18 protein-coding genes and 1 pseudogene are annotated in these 23,175 nt (G+C 72.7%); 6 read left to right on the forward strand and 13 right to left on the reverse strand.

Annotation, left to right across the window (positions count from 1 at the left end):
- Positions 1 to 86 precede the first annotated feature (86 nt).
- The 3 genes and pseudogenes from AB0K09_RS09935 to AB0K09_RS09945 all read right to left on the reverse strand — a co-directional run bounded on the left by AB0K09_RS09935 (position 87) and on the right by AB0K09_RS09945 (position 4,643).
- Complete coding sequence (locus tag AB0K09_RS09935) at positions 87 to 647, reverse strand: YceI family protein (RefSeq protein WP_366064810.1); 561 nt, start codon at positions 645 to 647, stop codon at positions 87 to 89.
- A 151-nt stretch (positions 648 to 798) separates the two neighbouring features.
- Positions 799 to 1,725: pseudogene (locus AB0K09_RS09940) on the reverse strand (SWF or SNF family helicase); the annotation flags it as partial.
- A complete protein-coding gene (locus tag AB0K09_RS09945) occupies positions 1,722 to 4,643 on the reverse strand; it encodes a DEAD/DEAH box helicase (protein ID WP_366064811.1) in 2,922 nt (973 codons plus the stop codon). The gene AB0K09_RS09945 and the pseudogene AB0K09_RS09940, both read right to left, overlap by 4 nt.
- A gap of 277 nt (positions 4,644 to 4,920) precedes the next feature.
- On the opposite strand from AB0K09_RS09945, the gene AB0K09_RS09950 reads away from it, so the two are divergent.
- Positions 4,921 to 5,103: a hypothetical protein gene (locus AB0K09_RS09950; protein ID WP_366064812.1), complete on the forward strand. Its 183-nt coding sequence runs from the start codon at positions 4,921 to 4,923 to the stop codon at positions 5,101 to 5,103.
- A 29-nt stretch (positions 5,104 to 5,132) separates the two neighbouring features.
- Here AB0K09_RS09950 and AB0K09_RS09955 read toward each other — a convergent pair whose 3' ends face one another.
- The 4 genes from AB0K09_RS09955 to AB0K09_RS09970 all read right to left on the reverse strand — a co-directional run bounded on the left by AB0K09_RS09955 (position 5,133) and on the right by AB0K09_RS09970 (position 8,886).
- Positions 5,133 to 6,167 (reverse strand): TolB-like translocation protein, encoded by a 1,035-nt coding sequence (locus tag AB0K09_RS09955; RefSeq protein ID WP_366064827.1) that lies wholly within the window; start codon positions 6,165 to 6,167, stop codon positions 5,133 to 5,135.
- 50 nt (positions 6,168 to 6,217) lie between these two features.
- Positions 6,218 to 7,504, reverse strand: a complete 1,287-nt coding sequence (locus tag AB0K09_RS09960) for an MFS transporter (RefSeq protein WP_366064813.1) — start codon at positions 7,502 to 7,504, stop codon at positions 6,218 to 6,220.
- Positions 7,505 to 7,506: 2 nt separating this feature from the next.
- Positions 7,507 to 8,391: an alkaline phosphatase family protein gene (locus AB0K09_RS09965; protein ID WP_366064814.1), complete on the reverse strand. Its 885-nt coding sequence runs from the start codon at positions 8,389 to 8,391 to the stop codon at positions 7,507 to 7,509.
- 231 nt (positions 8,392 to 8,622) lie between these two features.
- Positions 8,623 to 8,886, reverse strand: a complete 264-nt coding sequence (locus AB0K09_RS09970; RefSeq protein WP_366064828.1) for a hypothetical protein — start codon at positions 8,884 to 8,886, stop codon at positions 8,623 to 8,625.
- Between the two features lie 227 nt (positions 8,887 to 9,113).
- Here AB0K09_RS09970 and AB0K09_RS09975 point away from each other — a divergent pair, with 227 nt between their 5' ends.
- A complete protein-coding gene (locus AB0K09_RS09975) occupies positions 9,114 to 9,518 on the forward strand; it encodes a roadblock/LC7 domain-containing protein (protein ID WP_366064815.1) in 405 nt (134 codons plus the stop codon).
- Between the two features lie 124 nt (positions 9,519 to 9,642).
- Positions 9,643 to 10,116 carry a DUF6397 family protein gene (locus tag AB0K09_RS09980; RefSeq protein WP_366064816.1) on the forward strand — a complete coding sequence of 158 codons (474 nt, stop codon included), beginning with the start codon at positions 9,643 to 9,645 and terminating at the stop codon, positions 10,114 to 10,116.
- Between the two features lie 17 nt (positions 10,117 to 10,133).
- On the opposite strand, the gene AB0K09_RS09985 is transcribed toward AB0K09_RS09980, so the two are convergent.
- Complete coding sequence (locus AB0K09_RS09985; RefSeq protein ID WP_366064817.1) at positions 10,134 to 12,647, reverse strand: DUF3516 domain-containing protein; 2,514 nt, start codon at positions 12,645 to 12,647, stop codon at positions 10,134 to 10,136.
- A 142-nt stretch (positions 12,648 to 12,789) separates the two neighbouring features.
- Between AB0K09_RS09985 and AB0K09_RS09990 the strand changes: the two genes are divergently transcribed.
- Entirely contained in the window at positions 12,790 to 13,581 is a 792-nt protein-coding gene (locus AB0K09_RS09990) for a metal-dependent hydrolase (RefSeq protein WP_366064818.1), read from the forward strand.
- Positions 13,582 to 13,613: 32 nt separating this feature from the next.
- Here the strand turns inward: AB0K09_RS09990 and AB0K09_RS09995 are convergent, their stop codons facing one another.
- Together AB0K09_RS09995 and AB0K09_RS10000 are read right to left on the reverse strand one after the other, a co-directional pair.
- A complete protein-coding gene (locus AB0K09_RS09995) occupies positions 13,614 to 15,395 on the reverse strand; it encodes an ABC transporter ATP-binding protein (protein ID WP_366064819.1) in 1,782 nt (593 codons plus the stop codon).
- Positions 15,392 to 17,245 (reverse strand): ABC transporter ATP-binding protein, encoded by a 1,854-nt coding sequence (locus tag AB0K09_RS10000; protein WP_366064820.1) that lies wholly within the window; start codon positions 17,243 to 17,245, stop codon positions 15,392 to 15,394. Before AB0K09_RS10000 ends, AB0K09_RS09995 begins: the two co-directional genes overlap by 4 nt.
- A 148-nt stretch (positions 17,246 to 17,393) precedes the next feature.
- Between AB0K09_RS10000 and AB0K09_RS10005 the strand changes: the two genes are divergently transcribed.
- The gene (locus tag AB0K09_RS10005) at positions 17,394 to 19,010 is read left to right on the forward strand and encodes a peptide-N4-asparagine amidase (protein WP_366064821.1); all 1,617 of its coding nucleotides are present in this window, start codon (positions 17,394 to 17,396) and stop codon (positions 19,008 to 19,010) included.
- A gap of 79 nt (positions 19,011 to 19,089) precedes the next feature.
- On the opposite strand, the gene AB0K09_RS10010 is transcribed toward AB0K09_RS10005, so the two are convergent.
- Positions 19,090 to 19,524: a MarR family transcriptional regulator gene (locus AB0K09_RS10010; protein ID WP_366064822.1), complete on the reverse strand. Its 435-nt coding sequence runs from the start codon at positions 19,522 to 19,524 to the stop codon at positions 19,090 to 19,092.
- A gap of 127 nt (positions 19,525 to 19,651) precedes the next feature.
- On the opposite strand from AB0K09_RS10010, the gene AB0K09_RS10015 reads away from it, so the two are divergent.
- Positions 19,652 to 21,448 (forward strand): ABC transporter ATP-binding protein, encoded by a 1,797-nt coding sequence (locus tag AB0K09_RS10015; protein ID WP_366064823.1) that lies wholly within the window; start codon positions 19,652 to 19,654, stop codon positions 21,446 to 21,448.
- Between the two features lie 60 nt (positions 21,449 to 21,508).
- Here AB0K09_RS10015 and AB0K09_RS10020 read toward each other — a convergent pair whose 3' ends face one another.
- Positions 21,509 to 22,678 (reverse strand): CaiB/BaiF CoA-transferase family protein, encoded by a 1,170-nt coding sequence (locus AB0K09_RS10020; protein WP_366064824.1) that lies wholly within the window; start codon positions 22,676 to 22,678, stop codon positions 21,509 to 21,511.
- Between the two features lie 75 nt (positions 22,679 to 22,753).
- Positions 22,754 to 23,074 (reverse strand): hypothetical protein, encoded by a 321-nt coding sequence (locus AB0K09_RS10025; RefSeq protein ID WP_366064826.1) that lies wholly within the window; start codon positions 23,072 to 23,074, stop codon positions 22,754 to 22,756.
- Positions 23,075 to 23,175: the final 101 nt, after the last annotated feature.

The following is a 23,175-nucleotide window of genomic DNA, read 5'->3' on the forward strand; positions in this document are numbered from 1 at the left end:
ATGGGAATCTCCCTCAGGGTTCTCGGAGTGCTCGCGAAGAGAGTGCTCGCAAAGAGAACGAAGGGGGACACTTCAGGTCACCGCCGTCAGTCGTCGCGCTGGGCGACGCCGGTGTCGATGCTGGCCGTCTCGATCGTCACGTGGACGCGCGAGTCCTCCATGCGCTCACCGACCCACAGGCCGCCCTCGAAGCGATTGAACCGGCCGTGCACCTCCGCCAGGCCGATGTGCCGCGAGATGAACCGCACGGCCGAGTGGTCCGGGTCGATCCGCCAGGCCCCGGCGGCCGGCATCACGGGGGCCGGGGCGGGTTCCATGGCCATCGGACCCAGGGCGGTCCGCGCGCCCTCCGCGGCCTCGACGGTGTGGCGCAGCGGCTGGAAGCCCTCGGCCGTCACGGCGACGCTGTACTCGCCCGGTGTCACGGTGGCCGCGAACCGCCCGTGCGGGTCGGTCTGCCCGCGCACGATCTCACGGCTGTTCATGTCGCGCACGACGACGTCCGCCCGGTGCAGCGGCAGCCGCACCGGGTCCAGCACGACACAGTCCAGGGCCCCCGCGCCGACCGGTATCGGCGCGGACTCCTGACGGAGCGAACGCTGACAACGGCGGAGCAGGGTGAGAACCATCCCGAAAAGCCTTTCCATGGTGCAGAAGGTGCACGAACGTGCGATCGCATACATTCTGTCATTGGTGGGATGAAAGCATTCAACCGCCTATGAAAATGTGCTCTTGGGGCCCTCTGCCCTGCGAAGTGCGGCCTTATGCCTCGGTGTCGAGGCCGGCGTCCTCATAGACCGCCGCCAGCCGGGCGGCGACGCGGCCGCCGGGCCCGGACGCCACCAGCCGACGCGCGTCCTGCCGGACCGTCAGGGGCTGCTGCGGCGGCGACAGCTCGTGGCCGGGCCTCAGCGCCTCGGCCAGCAGCCGGCCGGCCCGCTCGGCCGCGTCCGCGGCGAGGAACTCCAGCGCCGCGACGTCCAGCCCGTCGGGCGGGGGAGTGTCACCGGTCAGTGCGGGCGGCCGCCCGGGCACCTCCACTCCGCAGGGCGGGTCGGGAAGGGGCGGTACGAGGCCGAGTTCGCGCGCGGTGAACGCCTCGGCGGCCGGTATGCCCGCAGGCGCCTCAGGGGCGCCCGCAGCGTCGAGCGCGGCCGCACGGGCCCCCAGCGCGTCCAGCAGTTCGCGCTCACCGCGGCCCCGCAGCAACAGCAGGACGAACGGATCCGCGTCGAGCAGCCTTCCGACGTGATGGCACAGCGCCGCCGTGTGCGCGCAGTGGTCCCAGGCGCCGCAGGCGCATTCGGGCTCCAGATCGCCCATGCCGGGAAGGAGGTCCACGCCCGCGGCCGCCGCGTCGTCCACCAGGTGCGGCGGCAGGTCGCCGTCCAGCAGCGCGGCCAGATGCTCGGGCCGGTCCGCAACCAGCTCGGCGAAACGCTCCCAGCCGACGGACGAGAGCTGCTGGACATGCACGTCCGCCCGGTACGGGGTGCCGTCCCGGTCCCGTACGACGGCGGTGACCCGTCCCCGTGCCACCGTCACCGCGCCGACCGCGCCGGCGCGCGCGGCACGGCGGCCCTCCTTCACCTGCGCACCGTCGAGCGCCGTCTCCTCCAGCGCCCGCAGCCACGCCCGGCCCCACAAGGTGGCGGCGAACCCCCGGCCGCACACGGGCGCCATGGCCGCGAACGTGCGCTGTTGCCCGTCGTCGTGTCCTGTCATCGTCCCGCCCCCCTCAGTTCCACGAGTTCCGCCAGCTCGGCGTCGGTCAGCTCGGTCAGGGCCGACTCGCCCGACCCCAGGACGGCGTCGGCCAGTGCCTGTTTGCGGGTGAGCAGCTCCGCGATGCGGTCCTCGATCGTGCCCTCGGCGATCAGCCGGTGCACCTGCACCGGCTGCGTCTGCCCGATGCGGTGGGCACGATCGGTGGCCTGTGCCTCGACAGCCGGGTTCCACCAGCGGTCGAAGTGCACGACGTGGCCGGCGCGGGTGAGGTTGAGCCCCGTCCCCGCGGCCTTCAGCGACAGCAGGAAGACCGGCACCTCCCCTTCCTGGAAGGCACGCACCATCTCCTCGCGCCGCCGGACGGGCGTTCCGCCGTGCAGCAGCCGCACCGGCACACCACGGGCCGTCAGATGCTGTTCGAGCAGCCGCGCCATCTCCACGTACTGTGTGAAGACCAGGACGCTCGCCCCCTCGGCGAGGATGGTGTCCAGCAGTTCGTCCAGGAGCTCCAGCTTCCCGGACCGGCCGGCGAGGCGGAGCCCGTCCTGCGAGCCGCCGCGCTCCTTGAGGAACTGCGCCGGATGGTTGCAGATCTGCTTCAGACCGGTGAGCAGCTTCACGATCAGCCCGCGCCGCTCCATGCCGTCGGCCTCGGCGACCTCCGCCAGCAGCTCCCGCACCACCGCCTCGTACAGGCCGGCCTGTTCCCGGGTCAGCGCGACCGCGTGGTCCGTCTCGGTCTTCGGCGGCAGTTCGGGCGCCACGCCGGGGTCGGACTTGCGGCGGCGCAGCAGGAACGGCCGGACGAGCGCCGCCAGCCGCTCGGCGGCGGCCGGGTCGGTGCCGCTCTCGACGGCCTGCGCGTACCGCCGGCGGAACGTGCCGAGCGACCCCAGCAATCCGGGTGTCGTCCAGTCGAGGATCGCCCACAGTTCGGAGAGATTGTTCTCCACCGGGGTGCCGGACAGCGCCACGCGCGCCCGCGCGCCGATGGTCCGCAGCGCGCGGGCGGTCGCCGAGTGCGGGTTCTTCACGTGCTGGGCCTCGTCGGCGACGACCATGCCCCAGCCGGTCGCGGCCAGCCGCGGGGTGTCCAGCCGCATCGTGCCGTACGTGGTGAGCACGAACTCGTCGTCGGCCAGGGCGTCGAGCGAGCGGGACGGGCCGTGGAACCGGCGCACCGGCGTGCCCGGCGCGAACCGCTCGATCTCCCGCTGCCAGTTCGCCATGAGCGAGGTCGGGCAGACGACGAGAGTCGGACCGGCCGCCTCCGGCAGCGTCCGGCGATGCAGATGCAGCGCGATCACGGTGATGGTCTTGCCGAGTCCCATGTCGTCCGCCAGGCAGCCGCCGAGGCCGAGCGAGGTCATCCGGTGCAGCCAGTTCAGGCCGCGCAGCTGGTAGTCGCGCAGCGTGGCGGCGAGCGCGGCCGGCTGGGCGACGGGCTCGTACGCCGTCTCGGGATCGGCGAGGCGGTCGCGCAGTTCCGCCAGCCGGCCGACCGGCCGGACCTCGACGGTCGCGTCGTCGTCCTCCGCCGCGCGGCCGGTCAGGGCGGCGCCCAGCGCCTCCAGCGGCGCCAACCGCCGGTCCCGCCGCTCGCGGGCACGGCGCACCGTCTCCGGGTCTACGACCACCCACTGGTCGCGCAGCCGCACCACAGGGCGGCTCGCCTCGGCGAGCCGGTCCAGCTCCTCCCGCGTCACTGCCTCGCCGCCGATGGTGAAGCGCCAGCTGAGCGTGAGCAGCGCGTCGCCGGACAACACGGGCGGCAGGCCGGACGGCCGCTCGAACCGTGGGCCGTCGTCCTGTGCGCGGTCACCCTGTGCACGGTCACCCTGTGCGGGCTCGTCCTGTGTGCGCTCGTCCTGTGCGCCGACGACAGCGCGCGCGGTGAGCTCGCGGACCAGTTCCTTGGGCCAGTGCACCTCGACCCCGGCTGCGTCGAGGGTGCGCCCGGCGGCGCCGAGCAGTTCGCCGGCCTCCTCGTCCGCGAGCTCGACGGCGTCGGGCCGGGCCTGGGCCAGCAGGGGTGAGAGGGCGGGCCACGCGTGCGCGGCACGGCGCAGTGCCAGGAGGGCGTTCCTCCGTGCCGCGCGGCCGCCCAGGGCGGCGGCCGCCGGTGAGGATCCGGCCCACACGTCGGCCGCGTCCGCGACGAGCGCCGGGTCGGCCAGGCTGTGCACCTGGAGGACGGCCCGGAACCGCGGCGAGGCCTCGGACAGGCCGAGGACCTCCACCCGCAGCGAGACCCGCACGCCCGCGTCGTGCCCGGCGGCGACATCGGCCGCCCAGGCGCGGTGTCCGGGCAGCCGGCGCGGTTCGGCGGCCGCGAAGGCCGGCCCGCCGGCCGCGAGCGCGGCGGCGGGGGTACGGGGCAGGCCGTCGGCGACGGCGTCCAGGAAGGCGCGAACGAGCCCCTCGGGGTCGGGCAGCAGAAGCGGTTCGCTGCCGGGCAGCGGAGCGGCGTGGGCGGAGGGTGGCATGGCGGCGGCCAGTTCGCGGACGCGGCGCAGATCGTCGGGCGAGAGGGGGCCCATGTGCCAGGCGTCGTGATCGGTGGCGCTCAGACCGGGCAGCAGCCTGCCGCTCGCGGCCAGTTGCAGAGCGAGCACGGCCGCCGTGCCCCAGAAGGCCGCCGCCTCGTCGGCCCGCGCGGCACGGGCCCGGGTCAGGACGGGCAGGGCCTCCCGGACGGGCAGCACGGTGGCCCGGACGGTCGTGGTGATGACCTCGGTGCCGTCGGCGACGGCGACGGTCAGCTCCTCGGCGGCTTCCGGATCGCCGGGCGGCTCGCCGTCCGGCAGCCAGAACGCGACACGACCGGTACGGGCCGGATCGCCGGGGAGGAACACGGCGGAACAGCGGATGAGGCGGGTCAGGTCGGAGGGTGTCGCGGCAGAGAGCGGGATCACGATGCGCGCAGTCCTCAAATTTGACTAGTCGGGGCCGGAGCGGCCGAGGGTACAGGACGCGCGAGCCGGACGAGGGTGTCCCGGCTGTGAGCCGTGCCACGTGGCAGGGTGGAGGAGGGCGCCGGTGCCGGCGGAAGCCTGTGCGGACGGTCCCGGACGTCCCGGACGGTCCCGGATGGTCGTCGGATGGTCGGCGTCGGACGGCAGGGCGAGGAACCCGCCGCGGCTGCCGGGCGTTGTGCCGGACAGAGCGGCACCGTCGCGAAGGAGGCACGGCATGAGCAACAGGGCCAAGGTCGCCGCAGGTGGAGTGGTGGTGGGTGTGATCCTGCTGTGGCTGCTGCCGTTCTGGGCGGCGCTGCTGGTGATCGTCGGAGTGCCGGTCGGCGCGTATCTGCTGCTGGATCCCTCGCAGCGCAAGAGGCTGCGCCGGGTCGGCCGCAAGGAGCTGGGGCGTTAGAGGACCGCCGGGGCCGGTGGCCCCGGCGATCAGTGGCGCCCGGCGTAGGCCGGGGCCAGGGCCGCCTTCATGACGAGCGCGGCCCTGCCGGAGCCGTCGGCCGGTACGGTCCACAGGTCGGAGCCGTAGTCACCGGGCAGTGAGTAGACCAGGGTCCGGTCGTCCTGCCAGACGGCCTGGTCGTCGACGTTGCGCCGCTCGGCCGTGGCGGTCTCGCGCAGGGTGCGCAGGTCCAGGACGTACAGCCGCCAGGGCGCGTCGGAGGAGACTCCCTCGACGCGCTTCTTGTAGGCGATGCGCGTCCCGTCGGGGGAGAGCGAGGGGCATTCGACATTGGCGTGCAGGGCGGTCAGCGTCCGGTCCGTACGGTCGCCGCGCACCAGATAGGTCTGCCCGCCCGTGGCGACGGTGGCGTAGAAGCGACGGTCGTCGGCGAAGGTGACGCCCCAGACGTTGACGTCCGCCGCTCTGTGCGGACGGCCGTCCAGCATCAAGGTGTACGCCTCCAGATCGGCGTCCAGCGTGCCACCGCGGACGTCGGCGACGGAGGTGCGGGTGGAGAAGGCGGTACCCGCGTAGGAGTCGCCGCTGACGAAGACGGTCCACGCGACGGTGCGCCCGTCGGGCGAGACCCGGGCGCGGGTGGGGATGCCCGCGAGGTCGTAGTGGCGCAGTTCCCGCAGGTGCTCGTCGAGGACGACCGCGCGGTAGCGGTCGCCCAGCCGGCCGCGCACCGCCTGGAGGCAGATGCCCGTCCCGGCAGCGGAGTGGAAACGCAGACAGCGCACCCCCGAGGCGGTGCGGGGCCCGGTCGGGTCCGTGTCCGCGACCGAGGCGATCTCGTCGCGGTGCGGCCCCCAGGCCATGTTGCGGAAGACCGTACGGCCCGCCGCGCCCAGGGTGACCTCGCCGGAGCGCACCGACGGCCCGTCCGCCCGTGCCCGGTCCTTCTCGGCCGCCCGGTCGGCGGCACGCAGAGTGACGCCCGCGACGACACCGCCCAGCAGCAGCACGGCGACGCACAGCACCAGCAGACGGGCCGTGCGGTTCGGCAGGTGGATCAGACGGTTCGGGCGGAACTGGCGGGTCAGGCGGTTCGGACGGTTCGGACGGTTCAACGGACGGGCTCCGGTGGGGGAGGGGTGCGCAGCAACAGCGCACTCAGGGCGGCGGATACGGCGAGACCGGCGGCGGCCGTGCCCAATGCCGTGCGGTCGCCCCAGGCGGTCCACGCCGCGCCGAAGGCGATCGAACACAGGAAGCGGGCGGCGGCCTGCCCGGTCTGCACGACGGCCAGCCCGCTGCCGCGCACTGCCTCCGGCACGGCGTCGGCGGTCGCGGCGGCCAGGACGCCGTCGGTGGCGGCGTAGAAGGTCCCGTGCAGCAGCAGGACCAGACACGCCGGCGCGGACGACCCGGATGCCGCGCCGAGCGGTGCGACGAGCAGCCCGTACGCGCCCAGCAGGGCCAGATGACCGCACAGGAACAGCCGGCGGCGCCCGACCCGGTCGGCGACCGCGCCGAGCGGCACGGCCAGCAGCAGGAACGCGCAGGCCGTGCCGAGCGGCAGCAGCGGGAACCACGACTCCGGCAGGTCCAGGCGGCGCTGGAGCGTCAGATAGAGAAACGAGTCGCTGACGGTGGTCAGCCCCAGCAGCACCGCGCAGCCGGTCAGTCGCCTGACCGCCGGGCGCCGCAGCAGCACGCGCAGCGGCACCCGGTCGTCCACGCTGCCGGACGTTTCCCGGCCTCCTGGTGAGGGCGAGCGCCCGGGGACGAACAGCAGCAGGACCAGGACGCCCAGCACGGCCACGCAGCCGCTCGTGGTGAAGACGGCGTCGTAGCCGTCGGCGGCGACGCGCAGGATGAGGAACGCGACCAGCGGACCCAGCAGTGCGCCCGCGGTGTCCATCGCCCGGTGCACGCCGAACGCCCGGCCCCGCGTCGCGGGTTCGCTCGCCAGCGAGATGAGGGCGTCGCGCGGAGCCGTGCGCAGTCCCTTGCCGGTGCGGTCGGCGGCCAGCACGGCACCGATCAGCGGCACGCTGTGCGTGACGAGCAGCAGCGGTTTGCACAGCGCGGAGAGGCCGTACCCGGCGACCGCGACAGCCTTGTGCCCGCTGCCGCGGCGGTCGGAGAGACGGCCGCCGACGAGGCGGACGAGCGCGCTGACGCCGTTGTAGACGCCGTCCAGCAGGCCGAACCCCAGCGGCGACAGGCCCAGGCCGGCCACGAGGTAGAGCGGCAGGACGGCGGTGACCATCTCCGAGGACACGTCGGTGATGAGACTGACGGTGCCCAGGGCGAGCACCGTGCCGGGCACGGCGCCGATCCGCCGGCCGGGACGGGCGTCACGGCCGGCGGCGGTGTCCGGGGCGGTGCGGCTGTCCGCGAGGTACACGGTCAGCTGGTCCAGACGCCGGAGATGTCCTTGGCGCGCGCGGCGTTCCCGGCGTGCGAGGTGCCGTACATGTCCTCGATCGTGCGCAGCACGTCGTAGTGGTTGTACGTCTCCCCGGAGGTGGTTCCCGCCTTGACCGGCTGGCCGTACAGGACGGTCGGGATGCGGTTGCCGCTGAGCCGGTTGTCCTCGTCGAAGGTGATCAGCAGCAGGCTGTTGTGGGTCTTGGCCCAGTCGGCGTAGCCCTTGAGGTTGTTCTTGAGCCAGGTGTCACCGGTGCCGACCGAGCAGTCGTGCATGTCGCTGCAGAGGTTGGGCACGACGAAGGAGACGGTAGGCAGCGTCGCGTAGTCGCGGGGGAAGGCGCCGAAGGTGTGCGCGCTGCTGGTGGGGACGTTGTCGAAGCCGAACCAGGGGTTGTGCTTCTGCGCATAGTTGCCGCTCTTGCAGGTCGTGGATCCCTCGGAGGGCAGGGACTCGTTGTAGCTCGCCCACGTTCTTCCGGCGTCGACGAGCTCGGAGGCGAGATTGGCCTCCTGGCTGAAGCCGGGGTCGACGCAGCTGTCGTCGGTGACGCCCTGGGTGTCTCCGGAGAACAGCGCGTAGTAGTTGGGCTGGCTCGGGTGGGTCTCCGCGTAGGAGGCCGTGAGGCTGGCGCCGCCCGCTGCCAGGGAGTTGATGTACGGGGCGCTCGAACTGCCCATGACCTGGCCGAAGGCGTGGTTCTCGAAGACGACGACCACCACGTGGTCGGGGGTGGGTACCGCGGATGCGGCGGACGAGTCCGAGGCCCAGAGGCCGAGGGAGGCGGCGGCGAGCCCGAAGGCGGTGGCGACGGCGGCGAGTCGGCGACGCGGACGACGGGTCCGGTGAGTGGTGGGGGGCACGAGTCCTCCGTACGGGACAGTGGCGACGAGCGGCGGAGTAGGGCGGGACGTGGAACCGCGCTGGCAGCGTAGGACGCGCGTCATGTCATGTACTCGTCTTGAAAATGACGGGATGGAAAACGTCCGCGGAGCGCGGCGCGAAGGCGGGGTCGGTGGGGGAGACGAGGGGGCGAGGAGGTGAAGGGCCGTCGTCGGCGGGCCGAACCGGGCCGGACGACGGGGCCGGCGGTGTTACGCGGTCGGCAGTCCGAGGAGGGAACGCGCCACCGTCTGGGGTGGCTCGTCGCGCTCGCGGGCGAGCGCGATGACGGCGCGGCAGGCGAGCTCGTTCACTCCGAAGCCGAGTGCTTCGGGCGAGACCCAGCGGGCGGCCTCCGCGCTCCTCTCGTGGTCGTTCTCGGCACAAGCGGCCACATAGACGGCCGCGGCCTCGAACAGATTGCGCTGCCGCGCCGCCGGTGGACGCGCCACCGTCGGCTGCCGGACGTCCTCGATGCGCTTGCGGAGTTTGTCGAACACGCGGATCACCTGCCCCGGTGAGCGTCTTTCCCTCCGGTCGTTCAAGTGTGCCCGGCGCCCGCCGCGTTGAACCGCCGCCCGGCGAAGAGGCGACGGTGAGGTGAAGCGTGCGCGTACCCACTGGGCGGGCGGGTTGCCGAGCGGACGCCGGTGAGCAAGGCTTGCACGGCAGTCACGGGCAATCGGGAACGGGGAGGCGGGGCATGGCCGGCGGCAAGGGACTCGACTGGATGCTGGACGACCTGACCCGGCGCGTCGACGAGATACGCCACGCGCTGGTGCTGTCCAACGACGGACTGGTGACGGGGGCGAGCGCGGACCTGGCGAGAGAAGACGCCGAGCACCTGGCCGCGGTCGCCTCCGGGCTCCACAGCCTGGCGCGGGGGACCGGCCGGCACTTCCGCGCGGGCGAAGTGCGGCAGACCATGGTCGAGTTCGCCGAGGGGGTGCTGTTCGTGACGGCCGCCGGTGAGGGCAGCTGTCTGTGTGTCCTCGGCGAGGCCGGATCCGACATCGGGCAGATGGCCTACGAGATGACCCTGCTCGTCAACCGGGTCGGTGAGCATCTCGGGATCGAGGCCCGCCGGGGCGGTGACGGCGGAGCGTAATGCCTGCTCGGGCGCGGGCCGGCCAAAGTTATCCACAGATTCGGGCGGGGCGCGCCCATGTGTCGTGACCCTCCGCTACCTTCATCACTGTCCGTGATGAACCGAGGAGCGGGGGGAGAACGTCATGGCCGTGTACCACACCCGGCTGCCGGAGCAGGGCGTGCCGCCGAGGAGGGCGGCCCGGGAACTGGGCCTGAAGCCCAGGGAATTGGAACTGGCCGTCCAGCTGGCGGAAGTGCGGACGGTGGCGTCCGGCCCCGGCGAGCGCGTCCGTCTCGACGCCCTGCGCCCGGTGCCGGCGACGGCGCGCCCCGAATCGGCCGCGGCCGCCGAGGTGATCGGCACGCTCGTCACGGCACGGGATCCGGACGAGACCGAGTGGCACCGGCACTGCCTCGCCGTCGCCCTGCTGGAGGCCCGGGCCGACCGGCCCGCCCTCCCCGCCCGGCCACGCGTCACGCGCGGGCGGGGCGAGGAAGGCGGTGACCGTGGCAGGGCTCCGACGGCCGGCGCCGAGGGACGCCCACGGCCGGCCCGGCCACGCCGCCTGTGGGCCCGGCTGTGGCGCCCCCGGCACGCGGCGCGAGCCTCCCGATGAGTGCCGCCCCGGCGCGGCTACAGCTGGCCGACGTCCGTGACCCGTACGACCGCGCGGCCCTCCTCGTCGGAGGCGGTGAGGTCCACCTCGGCGGAAATGCCCCAGTCGTGGTCGCCGTTGGGGTCCGCGAACGTCTGCCGCACCCGCCAGAGACCGTCCTCCGGCAGCTCCTCGATGCGCAGCAGCTTCGGGCCCCGCGCGTCGGGGCCGGTGCCCAGCTCCTCGTACTCGTCCCAGTACGCGTCCATCGCCTCTGCCCAGCGGTCCGCGTCCCACCCGGCCTCGGCGTCCATCTCGCCCAGCTCGTGGAACTTGTCCAGCGCGGCCAGCTCCACGCGGCGGAACATCGCGTTGCGCACGAGCACCCGGAAGGCGCGGGCATTGGCCGTGACCGGCTTGACCTGGTCGGCGCGCTCCTGGGCCTCCTCCGCGGACTCCTCCTCGGGGTTGGCCAGCTGCTCCCACTCGTCCAGCAGACTGGAGTCGACCTGCCGCACCATCTCGCCCAGCCAGGCGATCAGGTCCTCCAGGTCGTCCGACTTCAGATCGTCGGGAACCGTGTGGTCGAGCGCCTTGTACGCGCCCGCCAGATAGCGCAGCACGATGCCCTCGGTACGGGCCAGGTCGTAGAAGGAGACGAACTCCGTGAAGCTCAGCGCCCGCTCGTACATGTCGCGCACGACGGACTTCGGCGACAGCGGATGGTCGCCCACCCAGGGGTGGCTCTTGCGGTAGAGGCCGTAGGCGTGCGTCAGCAGCTCCTCCAGCGGCTTGGGGTAGCCGACGTCCATCAGCCGTTCCATCCGCTCCTCGTACTCGACGCCCTCCGCCTTCATGGCGGCCACCGCCTCGCCGCGCGCCTTGTTCTGCTGCGCGGCGAGGATCTGCCGGGGGTCGTCGAGGGTCGACTCCACCACGGACACCATGTCCAGGGCGTAGGACGGGGACTCGGGATCCAGGAGCTCGAAGGAGGCCAGCGCGAAGGTGGACAGCGGCTGGTTGAGCGCGAAGTCCGACTGGAGGTCCACGGTCAGCCGCACGATCCGGCCCTCGGCGTCGGGCTCGTCGAGCCGCTCGACCACACCGCCGTCCAGCAGCGAGCGGTAGATGGCGATGGCCCGGCGGATGTGCCGCAGCTGGTTCTTGCGCGGCTCGTGGTTGTCCTCCAGCAGCCGGCGCATGGCCTCGAAGGCGTTGCCGGGCCGGGCGATGACCGCGAGCAGCATCGCGTGCGTGACCCGGAAGCGGGAGGTGAGCTGCTCCGGCTCGGAGGCGATGAGCTTCTCGAAGGTGTTCTCCGTCCAGTTGACGAAGCCCTCGGGAGCCTTCTTGCGGACCACCTTGCGACGCTTCTTCGGGTCGTCGCCCGCCTTCGCCAGTGCCTTCTCGTTCTCGACGACGTGGTCGGGAGCCTGTGCGACGACGAAGCCGGCGGTGTCGAAGCCGGCCCGCCCGGCCCGCCCGGCGATCTGGTGGAACTCCCGGGCGCGCAGCGTCCGCACCCGCTGGCCGTCGTACTTGGTGAGCGCCGTGAACAGCACGGTGCGGATCGGCACATTGACGCCGACGCCCAGCGTGTCCGTGCCGCAGATGACCTTCAGCAGGCCCGCCTGGGCCAGCCGCTCCACCAGCCGCCGGTACTTCGGCAGCATGCCCGCGTGGTGCACCCCGATGCCGTGCCGCACGAAGCGCGAGAGGTTCTTGCCGAACTTGGTGGTGAAGCGGAAGTTGCCGATCAGCTTGGCGATCTCGTCCTTCTCCTCGCGCGAGCACATGTTGATGCTCATCAGCGCCTGCGCCCGCTCGATGGCGGCGGCCTGGGTGAAGTGGACGATGTACACCGGGGCCTGCCGGGTGTCCAGCAGCTCGGTCAGGGTCTCCGTCAGCGGCGTCGACCGGTACTCGTAGGAGAGCGGCACGGGCCGGGTCGCGGAGCGGACCACCGCGGTCGGCCGCCCTGTGCGCCGGGTCAGGTCCTCCTCGAAGCGCGAGACGTCGCCGAGCGTGGCCGACATCAGGATGAACTGCGCCTGCGGCAGCTCCAGCAGCGGGATCTGCCACGCCCAGCCCCGGTCGGGCTCCGCGTAGAAGTGGAACTCGTCCATCACGACCTGGCCGATGTCGGCGTCCGCGCCGTCCCGCAGGGCGATGGCCGCGAGCACCTCCGCCGTGCAGCAGATGACGGGCGCGTCGGCGTTGACCGACGCGTCGCCCGTGAGCATGCCCACGTTCTCGGTGCCGAAGATCTTGCACAGGTCGAAGAACTTCTCCGACACCAGCGCCTTGATCGGCGCGGTGTAGAAGGTCACCTGGTCCTTGGCGAGCGCGGTGAAGTGCGCGCCCGCGGCCACGAGGCTCTTGCCCGAGCCGGTCGGCGTCGAGAGGATCACGTTCGCGCCGGAGACGACCTCGATCAGTGCCTCCTCCTGTGCGGGGTACAGCGAGATCCCCCGCTCCTCGGCCCAGGTCGAGAACGCCTCGAAAAGGGCATCGGGGTCGGCATGGCTCGGCATCTGATCGATAAGGGTCACGCCTCCATACTGCCTGGCCCGGGGCCGGATCAGGGAACCGGCCGTTCGAACCGTGATCATCGGGGCGTTACCCTGAGTGGCCGATCCGGTGTCAGAAAGGCAGGACACCGGGTCAAGGCGCACAAAAGGGGTGGAAGCGACCATGATGGGACCGGCGCACTCGCTGTCGGGAGCGGCCTCCTGGCTGGGGGTGGGAGCGGCCGTTGCCGCCGCCGGCCACCCCATGCCCTGGCCCGTACTGGTCGTGGGCGCGCTGATCTGCGCCGGCGCCGCGCTGGCCCCGGACCTCGACCACCGGTCCGCGACCATATCGCGGGCCTTCGGCCCGGTCTCCCGGGTGCTGTGCGAGATCATCGACAAGCTGTCGCACGCGGTCTACCGCGCCACCAGAACGCGTACCGACCCCCGCCGCAACGGCGGTCACCGCACCCTGACGCACACCGCGCTGTGGGCGGTGCTCATCGGCGCGGGCGCCTCGGCACTGGCCACGACCGGCGGCCGCTGGGCCGTGCTGGGCATCCTCTTCGTCCACCTGGTACTCGCCGTCGAGGGACTGCTGTGGCGCGCGGCCCGCACCTCCAGCGACGTCCTGGTGTGGCTGCTCGGCGCGGCCGGGGCCTGGATCCTCGTCGGAGTGCTGGACCAGCCGGGCAACGGATCCGACTGGTTGTTCACCGGACCCGGCCAGGAGTACCTGTGGCTCGGGCTGCCCATCGTCCTGGGCGCGCTCGTGCACGACATCGGCGACGCCCTGACCGTCTCCGGCTGCCCGATCCTGTGGCCCCTGCCCATAGGCCGCAAGCGCTGGTACCCGCTCGGCCCGCCGAAGGCCATGCGTTTCCACGCGGGCAGCTGGGTGGAGCACAAGGTGCTGATGCCCGCCTTCCTGGTGCTCGGCGGCGCCGGCGGGCTCGGCGCCCTGCAGCTCATCTGACCCGTCCGCCCCGCGCCGGGGAGCCCGCCGGTTCACCGGTGCCAGGAACGCCACAGCGCCGCGTAGGCGCCGTTCGCCGCGACCAGCTCCTCGTGGCTGCCCAGCTCGCTGATCCGGCCGTCCTCCGCCACCACGATCACGTCCGCGTCGTGCGCGGTGTGCAGCCGGTGGGCGATGGCGACGACCGTACGGCCCCGCAGGACCTTCCCGAGGGACCGCTCCAGGTTCCGGGCGGCACGCGGGTCCAGCAGGGACGTGGCCTCGTCGAGCACCAGCGTGTGCGGATCGGCCAGGATCAGCCGCGCCAGCGCGATCTGCTGGGCCTGGGCCGGGGTGAGCGCGAGCCCGCCGGAGCCGACCTCGGTGTCCAGCCCGTCCTCCAGGGCGCGGGCCCAGTCGCCGGCCTCCACCGCGTCCAGCGCCGCCCACAGTTCACCGTCCTCGGCGGTGGTGCGCGCGAGCAGCAGGTTGTCGCGCAGCGAGCCGACGAAGACGTGGTGCTCCTGATTGACCAGCGCGACGTGCCGCCGCACCCGCTCGGTGGGCATCCGGGCCAGTTCCGCGCCGCCCAGCGTCACCGCGCCGGCGCGCGGCGCGTAGATGCCCGCCAGCAGCCGGCCGAGCGTCGACTTCCCGGCCCCCGACGGGCCGACGAGCGCCACCCGGCTGCCGGGGCGGACCGTCAGGGACACCCCGTGCAGCACGTCGCCACCGGGCAGGTACCCGAAGCGCACCTCGTCCGCCCGGACCTCCCGTCCCGCCGGCCGCACCCGCTCGTCCGCCTCGGCGGGCTCGATCTCGCGCACGCCGACCAGCCGGGCCAGCGACACCTCGGCCACCTGCAACTCGTCGTACCAACGCAGGATCAGCCCGAGGGGGTCGACGAGCATCTGCGCGAACAGCGCGCCCGTCGTCAGCTGCCCCACCGAGATCCAGCCCCACAGGACGAACACCCCGCCGAGGACCAGCACCGCGCCCAGCAGCAGCACGTGCGTCATGTTGACCACGGGGAACAGCACCGACCGCAGGAAGAGCGTGTAGTTCTCCCAGCGGGTCCACTGCTCGATCCGCCGGTCGGAGAGCGCGACCCGGCGCGGGCCCAGCCGGTGCGCCTCGATCGTCCGTCCCGCGTCCACCGTCTCGGCGAGGCACGCGGCGACGGCCGCGTAGCCGGCGGACTCGGACCGGTAGGCGCCCGGGGCCCGCCGGAAGTACCAGCGGCATCCGGCGAGCAGCAGCGGAAGCGCCACCAGCACACACAGGGCGAGCGGCGGGGCGGTCACCGTCAGCGCGCCCAGCAGCAGGCCGGCCCACACGACCCCGACCGCCAGCTGGGGCACGGCCTCCCGCATGGCCTCCGCCAGCCGGTCGACGTCCGTGGTGATCCGGGAGAGCAGATCACCTGTACCGGCCCGCTCCAGCACGCCCGGCGGCAGTGCGACCGACCGCACGAGAAAGTCCTCCCGCAGGTCCGCCAGCATCCGCTCGCCGAGCACCGCCCCGCGCAGCCGCACCGTACGTACGAACACCGTCTGCGCGGCCAGGGCGCACGCGAAGAGCGAAACGGTCCGGCCGAGATGGAGGTCCCGCCCGCCGGACGACAGTTCCTCCACGAGATCGCCCAGCAGCCAGGGGCCGGCCATCGAGGCCACCACGGCCAGCGCGTTCACCGTCACCAGCACGGCGAAGGCCCCGCGGTGCCTGCGCAGCAGCTCCCTCACATAGGCCCGCACCGTCGCGGGCCGGCCGACGGGCAGGATCGTCGCGGACTCCGGCGCCGCCGGGTCGTACTCCGGTGGTGCCACCCCGATCACGCCGACTCCCCGATCTGTTCGCCCTCGCCGAACGCCCGCGCCTTCCCATCGAGCCGCGCCACGCCCACGGCCGGTTCCTCCTCCTCCTCGTCCGTCCGGCGGCTGACCACGGAGCGGTAGCCGACGTCCGCCTCCAGCAGCCCGGCATGCGTACCCCTCGCCACCACCCGGCCGTCCCGCACCAACACCACCCGGTGCGCACGGTCCAGCAGCAGCGGGCTGGAGGTGAACACCACCGTCGTGCGCCCCTTGCGCAACTCCCGGAGCGCCTCCGCGATCCGGGCCTCGGTGTGCGAGTCGACCGCCGAGGTCGGCTCGTCCAGCACCAGCACCTCCGGATCCGTCACCAGCGACCGGGCCAGCGCCAGACGCTGCCGCTGCCCGCCCGACAGGGACCGCCCGCGCTCGGTGATCCGCGCCCGCATCACGTCCCCCGACACATCCGGACAGGCACGCGACAGGGCCGCCAGCACATCACCGCACTGCGCGGCGTCCAGCGCCTCCTCGGCCGTCACCGCCCCCGAGCACGGCACGTCCAGCAGCTCCGCCAGCGTGCCCGACAGCAGCACCGGATCCTTGTCCTGCACGAGGACCGCGGCCCGGGCGGCGTCCAACGGCACCTCGTCCAGGGCGACCCCGCCCAGCAACACCGACGGTGCCCGGCCAGCATCCCCGGCGGCATCCCCCGCCGCATCCGCCGCGGCGTGCCCACCGAGCCGTTCGGCGAGCAGGCCGGCCGCGTCCGGATCGCCGCACACCACCGCCGTCAGCAGCCCCGCGGGAGCGAGCAGCCCGCCGGCCGGGTCGTACAGGTCGCCCGAGAGCTCCCGGCCGCCGTCCCGCGGCGGTACGCCCGTACGCCGCAGGGCCAGCAGCCGCGCGGCACGCCGCGCGGACGGCCGCGCGAAGGCGTAGGCCATTGCGATCTCCTCGAACTGCCGCAGCGGGACCAGCAGAAACGTCACCATGCCGTACACGGTGACCAGCTCGCCGACACCGATCCGGCCCTCCCGCGCCAGCCCGACCCCGTACCACACCACGGCGATCAGCAGCAGGCCCGGCAACGCCACCTGCACGGCGGCGATCAGCGCCCACATGCGCGCACTGCGCACCGCTGCGGCACGCACCTCCTGCGAGGCACGGCGGTAACGGGAGAGGAAGAGCTCCTCGCCGCCGATGCCGCGCAGCACGCGCAGTCCCGCCACGGTGTCCGACGCCAGCTCGGTGGCCCGGCCGGCCTTCTCACGCTGGGCGTCCGCCCGCTTCGTCGCGTGCGGCAGCAACGGCAGCACGGCGAGGGCCAGCAGCGGCACGCCGGCCGCGACCACACCGCCGAGCACCGGCTGGTAGACCACCAGCGTCACGCAGACGGCCACCGACGCGACCGCGGCCGATGCGAAGCGCGACACCGCCTCCACGAACCAGCCGATCTTCTCCACGTCCGCCGTCGACACCGCCACCACTTCACCCGCCGCGACCCGACGGGTCAGCGCGGCACCCAACTCCGCCGCCTCGCGCGCGAGAAGCTGCTGTACGCGCGCGGCCGCCGTGATCCAGTTGGTGACGGACCTGCGGTGCAGCATCACGTCACCCAGGGCGGTGAGCACACCGAGCAGCAGCATGAGACCGCCCGCCCAGGCCAGCCGCGCGCCCGAGCGGTCGACGACGGCCTGCACGGCCACCCCCACGGCCAGCGGGAACGCCGCGAGGGCCGCCATGTGCAGCAGACCCCACAGCATCGCCCTGACCTGGCAGCCCAGTTGCCCCCGGCCGAGCCAGAGCAGGAACCGGGGCCCGGAACGGACGTCGGGGGTACCCGGATCGCTGTACGGAAGATCGCAAATATGCATGACATCCCGGTTCGCGAGGGAGTGAGGGAAATCCGTGCCAGGCTCCCGTTCCGGGGATGTCCGGTTCAACTGGTTTTTCACGAGCACCCGCGGATACGGCCAGGCGAATACTGGTGCGGTGCGGCCGGAGGCGCTTCACTCCTGCCTCATGAGACGACTGCTTCTCGCCCTGTGCGCGGCGGCCGCCGGCCTGACGCTGGGCATCGGCCCGGCTGCGGCCGCCGACCCGCCCACCGAGTTCGGGACCGACTGGCACGACCCCGTGACCGCCGGCCCGCCGGTCGCCACCCCGCACACGCCCTCCTGCACGGTGACCGTCGCGGACACCGAATTCCGCGACTTCACCCCCTACCGGGGCACCTACACGCCGCCCAAGGGCTGCGGCGACCGCTGGAACAAGGTCGTCCTGCGCCTCGAAGGCTCCGTCGCCGGGCGCCAGTTCGACCGCCTCGGCTACCTCCGCATAGGAGGCGTCGAGGTGTTGCGCACCTCGACCCCCGAGCCCTCGCCGCAGGGCGTCACCTGGCGCGTGGAGAAGGACGTCACCCGCTACGCTCCCGTGCTGCGCGCCGGCCAACCGGTGGAGATGCTCATCGGCAACGTCGTGGACGCCACCTACACGGGCGTCATCAAGGTCAGGGCCACGCTGACCTTCTACACGGCGAAGGGGCGCGTGCCGCAGGCACACACCCCGGACCGCGTCCTCACCCTCGACGGCGCGCACACCGAGGGTGCCGTGTACGAAGGGCGGCTGACCACGCCGCGCAACAGCGAGCGGATCGTCGCGGAGGTGTACGCCACCGGATCCGGGGGCGGCTGCGAGGAGTTCTGGTACCTCGCCGTGCCGGAGGCCGCGCCCTACTCCTGCAAGGCCAAGGACGGACCCCACCGGGAGGTGCGCGTCTCGGTGGACGGCCGGCTGGCCGGGATCGCGTCCCCCTACCCGACGGTGTGGACCGGCGGCTGGTCCAACCCCTTCCTCTGGTACGTGATCCCGGGGCCGCGCGCCTTCGACGTCCGCCCCGTCGAGTACGACCTGACGCCCTTCGCCGGCGTGCTGAACGACGGCAAGCCCCACCGGATCGCCGTGTCGGTCGCCGGCGTACCCGAGGGGCAGAGCGGCTGGGACACCCCCGTCAACATCCTGGTGTGGCAGGACGCCAAATCGGCCGTGGTGACCGGGGCGGTCACCCGGTACCAGGAGGACGCCCCGCGCCATACCGCCGAGTACCAGGCCGGCGCTCCGCACCGGGTGGCGGCCGAGGCCCGGCACGCACTCACCGTCTCCGGCTACCTCACGACCTCGCACGGGCGGGTCACCACCACGGTGGACCGCCGGCTGGCCGCCACCTCGCTGCACCGCTGGAAGGACGGCGAGACCACGGACGGGCTGCGGGCCCGCTGGACGGACGACGAGACCGTCACGGTCGCCGGCCGGGGACCGGCCACGGTGAACACGGCCCACCGCGTCTACAGCATGGAGGGCGTGACCACCGTGGACCCCGGCGACCGGCTGAACACCGTGCTCACCATGGGCGACCAGGCCGACCTGCGCACCGTGCGGGCGGGGAAGCACCTCGACTGGAGCCGGCTGGACGACACCTACACCGGTAACGCGTCCTACACGCAGAACGTCCCCCGGGAGCAGCGGCACGCCACCGGGGTCTCCCGGGAGCGCTACCGGCTGCTCGGACCGGGTGCCTGCTACGACCACACCCTGGCGAGCGTTCAGGGCGAGCTGACGGAGGACCGGCTGGGCTGCTGAACCGGCGGCCTCGCGAGGACGATCGGTGGGTGCGCGGACCCCGGAGGTGCGCGCACCCCTTCGCGTTGGTGGGGGCGGCTCAGGTGCGGTCGGGGCTCAGCAGTTCCGCCAGGAGATCGCCGAGCACATCGCGCTGTCCGGCGTCGAGCGGGGCCAGGACGTCCTCCACGGCCGCGCGCCGGGCGGCGCGCAGCTCGCTCAGGGTCGTGCGTCCCGCGTCGGTGATCTCTATGCGGATGACCCGGCGGTTGGACGGGTCCGGCACCCGGCGCACCGCACCGTTCGCCTCCAGGGCGTCGACCAGGGTGGTGACGGCGCGCGGCACGACCTCCAGATGACGGGCCAGATCGGCCATCCGGGGCGGGGAGTCGTAGTGGGCGACGGTGCGGAGCAGCCGCGACTGGGCGGGCGTGATGCCGACCGGGTCCAGATAGCGCTTCTGCGCGCGGTGGAGCCTGCGGGTCAGTCGCAGCAACTGCTCGGCGAGCTGTCCGGACGTGTCGGGGGCCGTCATGATCACATCCTATCAGGACTGCATACATTGTGAGTATAGGTAACTATGAGCTATGCTCCTGTACAGCGGTTCGGCCCCCGCGCTCTGCGCGGTCCCACCATGGAACCCGACCTCGCTGAAGGAGCCCATGCGTCACGAAGAACTGGACTGGACACCCCCTCCCGCGGACCCGGATCAGCCCGCGCAACTGCGGCGCATCCTCCGCCTCTTCCGTCCCTACCGCAGCCGGCTGGCGGTCGTCGGCCTGCTGGTCGCGGCGTCATCCCTGGTCACCGTCGCCTCACCCTTCATGCTGCGTGAGGTCCTCGACGTCGCGATCCCCCGCGGCCGCACCGGCCTGCTCAGCCTGCTCGCGCTCGGCATGATCGCCGCCGCCGTCGTCAACAGCGCCTTCGGCGTCCTGCAGACCCTGATATCGACCACGGTCGGCCAGCGCGTCATGCACGACCTGCGTACGGCGGTCTACGGCCGGCTGCAGAGCATGCCGCTCGCCTTCTTCACCCGGACGCGCACCGGCGAGGTGCAGTCCCGCATCGCGAACGACATCGGCGGCATGCAGGCCACCGTCACCTCCACGGCGACCTCCCTCGTCTCCAACCTCACCGCCGTCGTCGCCACCGTGGTGGCCATGATCGCCCTGGACTGGCGGCTGACGGCCGTCTCCCTGCTCCTGCTGCCCCTGTTCGTCTGGATCAGCCGCCGCGTCGGCGACGAACGCCGCAGGATCACCTCCCAGCGGCAGTCCCAGATGGCCGCCATGGCCGCCATGGTCACCGAATCGCTGTCCGTCAGCGGCATCCTGCTGGGCCGCACCATGGGCCGCGCCGAATCGCTGACCAACGCGTTCGCCGCGGAGTCCGAACGGCTCGTCGGCCTGGAGGTGCGGGCCAACATGGCGGGCCGCTGGAAGATGTCCACCATCGGCGTGGTCATGGCGGCCATGCCGGCCGTCATCTACTGGGCCGCGGGCATCGCCCTGCAGACCGGCGGCCCCGACATCTCCCTCGGCACGCTCGTCGCCTTCGTCTCCCTCCAGCAGGGCCTCTTCCGGCCGACGGTCAGCCTGCTCTCCACGGGCGTGCAGATGCAGAGCTCGCTCGCCCTCTTCCACCGCATCTTCGAATACCTCGACCTCCCGCTCGACATCACCGAGCCGGCCGACCCGGTCCGGCTGGAGAAGATCCGCGGCGAGGTCACCTTCGAGGACGTCTCCTTCTCCTACGACTCCTCCGGCGCGGCGCTCAGCGGCATCGACCTGACGGTGCCCGAGGGCGGCAGCCTGGGCGTCGTCGGCCCGACCGGCTCCGGCAAGAGCACTCTCGGCCATCTGGTGCCCCGGCTCTACGACGTCACCGGCGGCCGCGTGCTGCTCGACGGCGTCGACGTGCGCGACCTGGACTTCGACACGCTCTCCCGCGCGGTCGGCGTCGTCTCGCAGGAGACCTACCTCTTCCACGCCTCCGTCGCCGACAACCTCCGCTTCGCCAAACCCGACGCCACCCTCGAGGAGATTCAGGCCGCGGCCGAGGCGGCGCAGATCCACGACTACATCATCTCGCTCCCCGACGGGTACGACACCCTGGTCGGCGAGCGCGGCTACCGCTTCTCCGGCGGGGAGAAGCAGCGGCTGGCCATCGCCCGGACGATCCTGCGCGATCCCCCCGTCCTCATCCTGGACGAGGCGACCAGTGCCCTGGACACCCATACCGAGCACGCCGTGCAGAAGGCCATCGACGCGCTGTCCGCCGGGCGCACCACCATCACCATCGCGCACCGCCTCTCCACCGTGCGCGACGCGGACCAGATCGTCGTCCTGCACGAGGGCCGCATCACCGAGCGCGGCACCCACAGTGAACTCCTGGCCGGCGACGGACACTACGCCGCCCTGGTGCGCCGGGACGCGCGCCAGCCGGCCAAGGTCTGACACCGGGGCTGACCGTCGGCCCGGGCCGGCCCGTACGCCCCGCAGCGGCCGGCCCGCTCCTCACCGCTCGTGAGGTTCCTCGCCGAACTCCGCCCGTATGGCCGCCGTGTGCTCGCCCAGAGCGGGCACCGCGCCCATCACCGCCTCCCGACCGGCGACGTGCACGGGCGGCAGCAGACCACGCAGCACACCGGCCGGCGATCCGAAATCGCGCCAGCGGTCGCCCGCGGCCAACTGCGGATGATCGGCGAACTCCGCGACCGTCCGCAGCCGCGCGTTGGCGATGCCCGCCCCGTCCAGCAGGGCGAGCACCCCGTCCGCCGTGTGCCCGGCGAAGGACTCCTCCAGCACGGCGGTCAGCTCGTCGTCGTGCGCGTGGCGCAGCGGATTGTCGGCGAAGCGCGGATCCCGTGCCAGCCCCGGCCGCCGCAGGACGCGCTCGCACAGGGCCACCCACTCGCGGTCGTTCTGCACGCTGAGGAAGATCCGGGCCCCGTCCCCGCACCGGTAGTGGCCGTAGGGCGAGATGGACGGATGCCGGGCGCCGCTACGGGCGATGGGCGCGCCGCCGTACGCCTGGGCGTAGTACGGGTGGCCCATCCACTCGGCCAGCGCGTCGAAGAGCGAGACGGACAGCGCCGATCCCTCACCGGTGCGCTCACGCTCGTACAGGGCGGTCAGAATGCCCGTGTAGGCGTACATGCCGCCGGCGATGTCGGCGATGGAGATGCCGGGCCTGGCCGGGGAGCCGGGGGTGCCGGTGATCGAGACCAGTCCGGCCTCGCACTGCACCAGCAGGTCGTAGGCCTTCTTGTCCCGGTACGGGCCCTCGGTTCCGTATCCGGTGATGTCGCAGGTGATCAGCCTGGGGTCGCGGGCGCGCAGCGTGCCGCCGGCGAGGCCGAGCCGTTCGGCGGCGCCCGGGCCCAGATTCTGGATGAACACGTCGGCGCGGGAGAGGAGCCGGTCCAGCAGCGAGCGGTCCGCGTCGCTCCGGAGGTCGAGGACCACGCTCTCCTTGCCGCGGTTGACCCACACGAAATACGCGGAGACGCCCTTCACCCGGCGGTCGTAGTCCCGTGCGAAGTCGCCCCGCCCCGGCCGTTCGATCTTGATGACGCGGGCGCCGAGATCGGCGAGTTGACGCGTGGCGAACGGCGCCGCCACGGCCTGTTCGAGGGCCACGACCGTGATGCCGCGCAGCGGCGGTTCCGACTCGGCTGCTCGCATATGGCAGATCATATGACCGGTGCTCGCACCGGTGGCCGGGTCGCCCGAGGACGCTCGTCCTCAGGCGACCTCATTTCAGCGGGGACGGGCTTCCGTGCCCGCTCGCAGCGCCTTGAACGTGCACTCCGCGCTGAGCGTGTGGTGTTCTCGCGCTCCGAGCGGCCATTCGTCCGTCTCGTTGAAGTTCGTTCCCCACGGGGTCTCGCACACGTATGTGAGCTTGACCCAGCTCTTGGACCCCTGGCCGGTACAGTCGGCCCACACCGCCGTGTTGCCGTAGTGGCTCGTGCACTTCGGCGGCTTGAAGGCCGACTCCGCGGCCGTGCTCGGTGTAGCCACGCCAAGTGCTGCCGTCGTGGCGACCGCGGCGGCCGCCGCCAGAATCCCGAGTCTCATCCGTGACAGCGGTGATCGCCGCTTCCTTGTAGCTGCCGACCAGCAGGATCGCCCGCCGCCGGCGGCTGTCGGCGACCTTGGCCAGCTCCTGCTCCAGGGGG

The sequence above is a fragment of the Streptomyces sp. NPDC049577 genome (assembly GCF_040675635.1).
Lineage (GTDB): Bacteria > Actinomycetota > Actinomycetes > Streptomycetales > Streptomycetaceae > Streptomyces.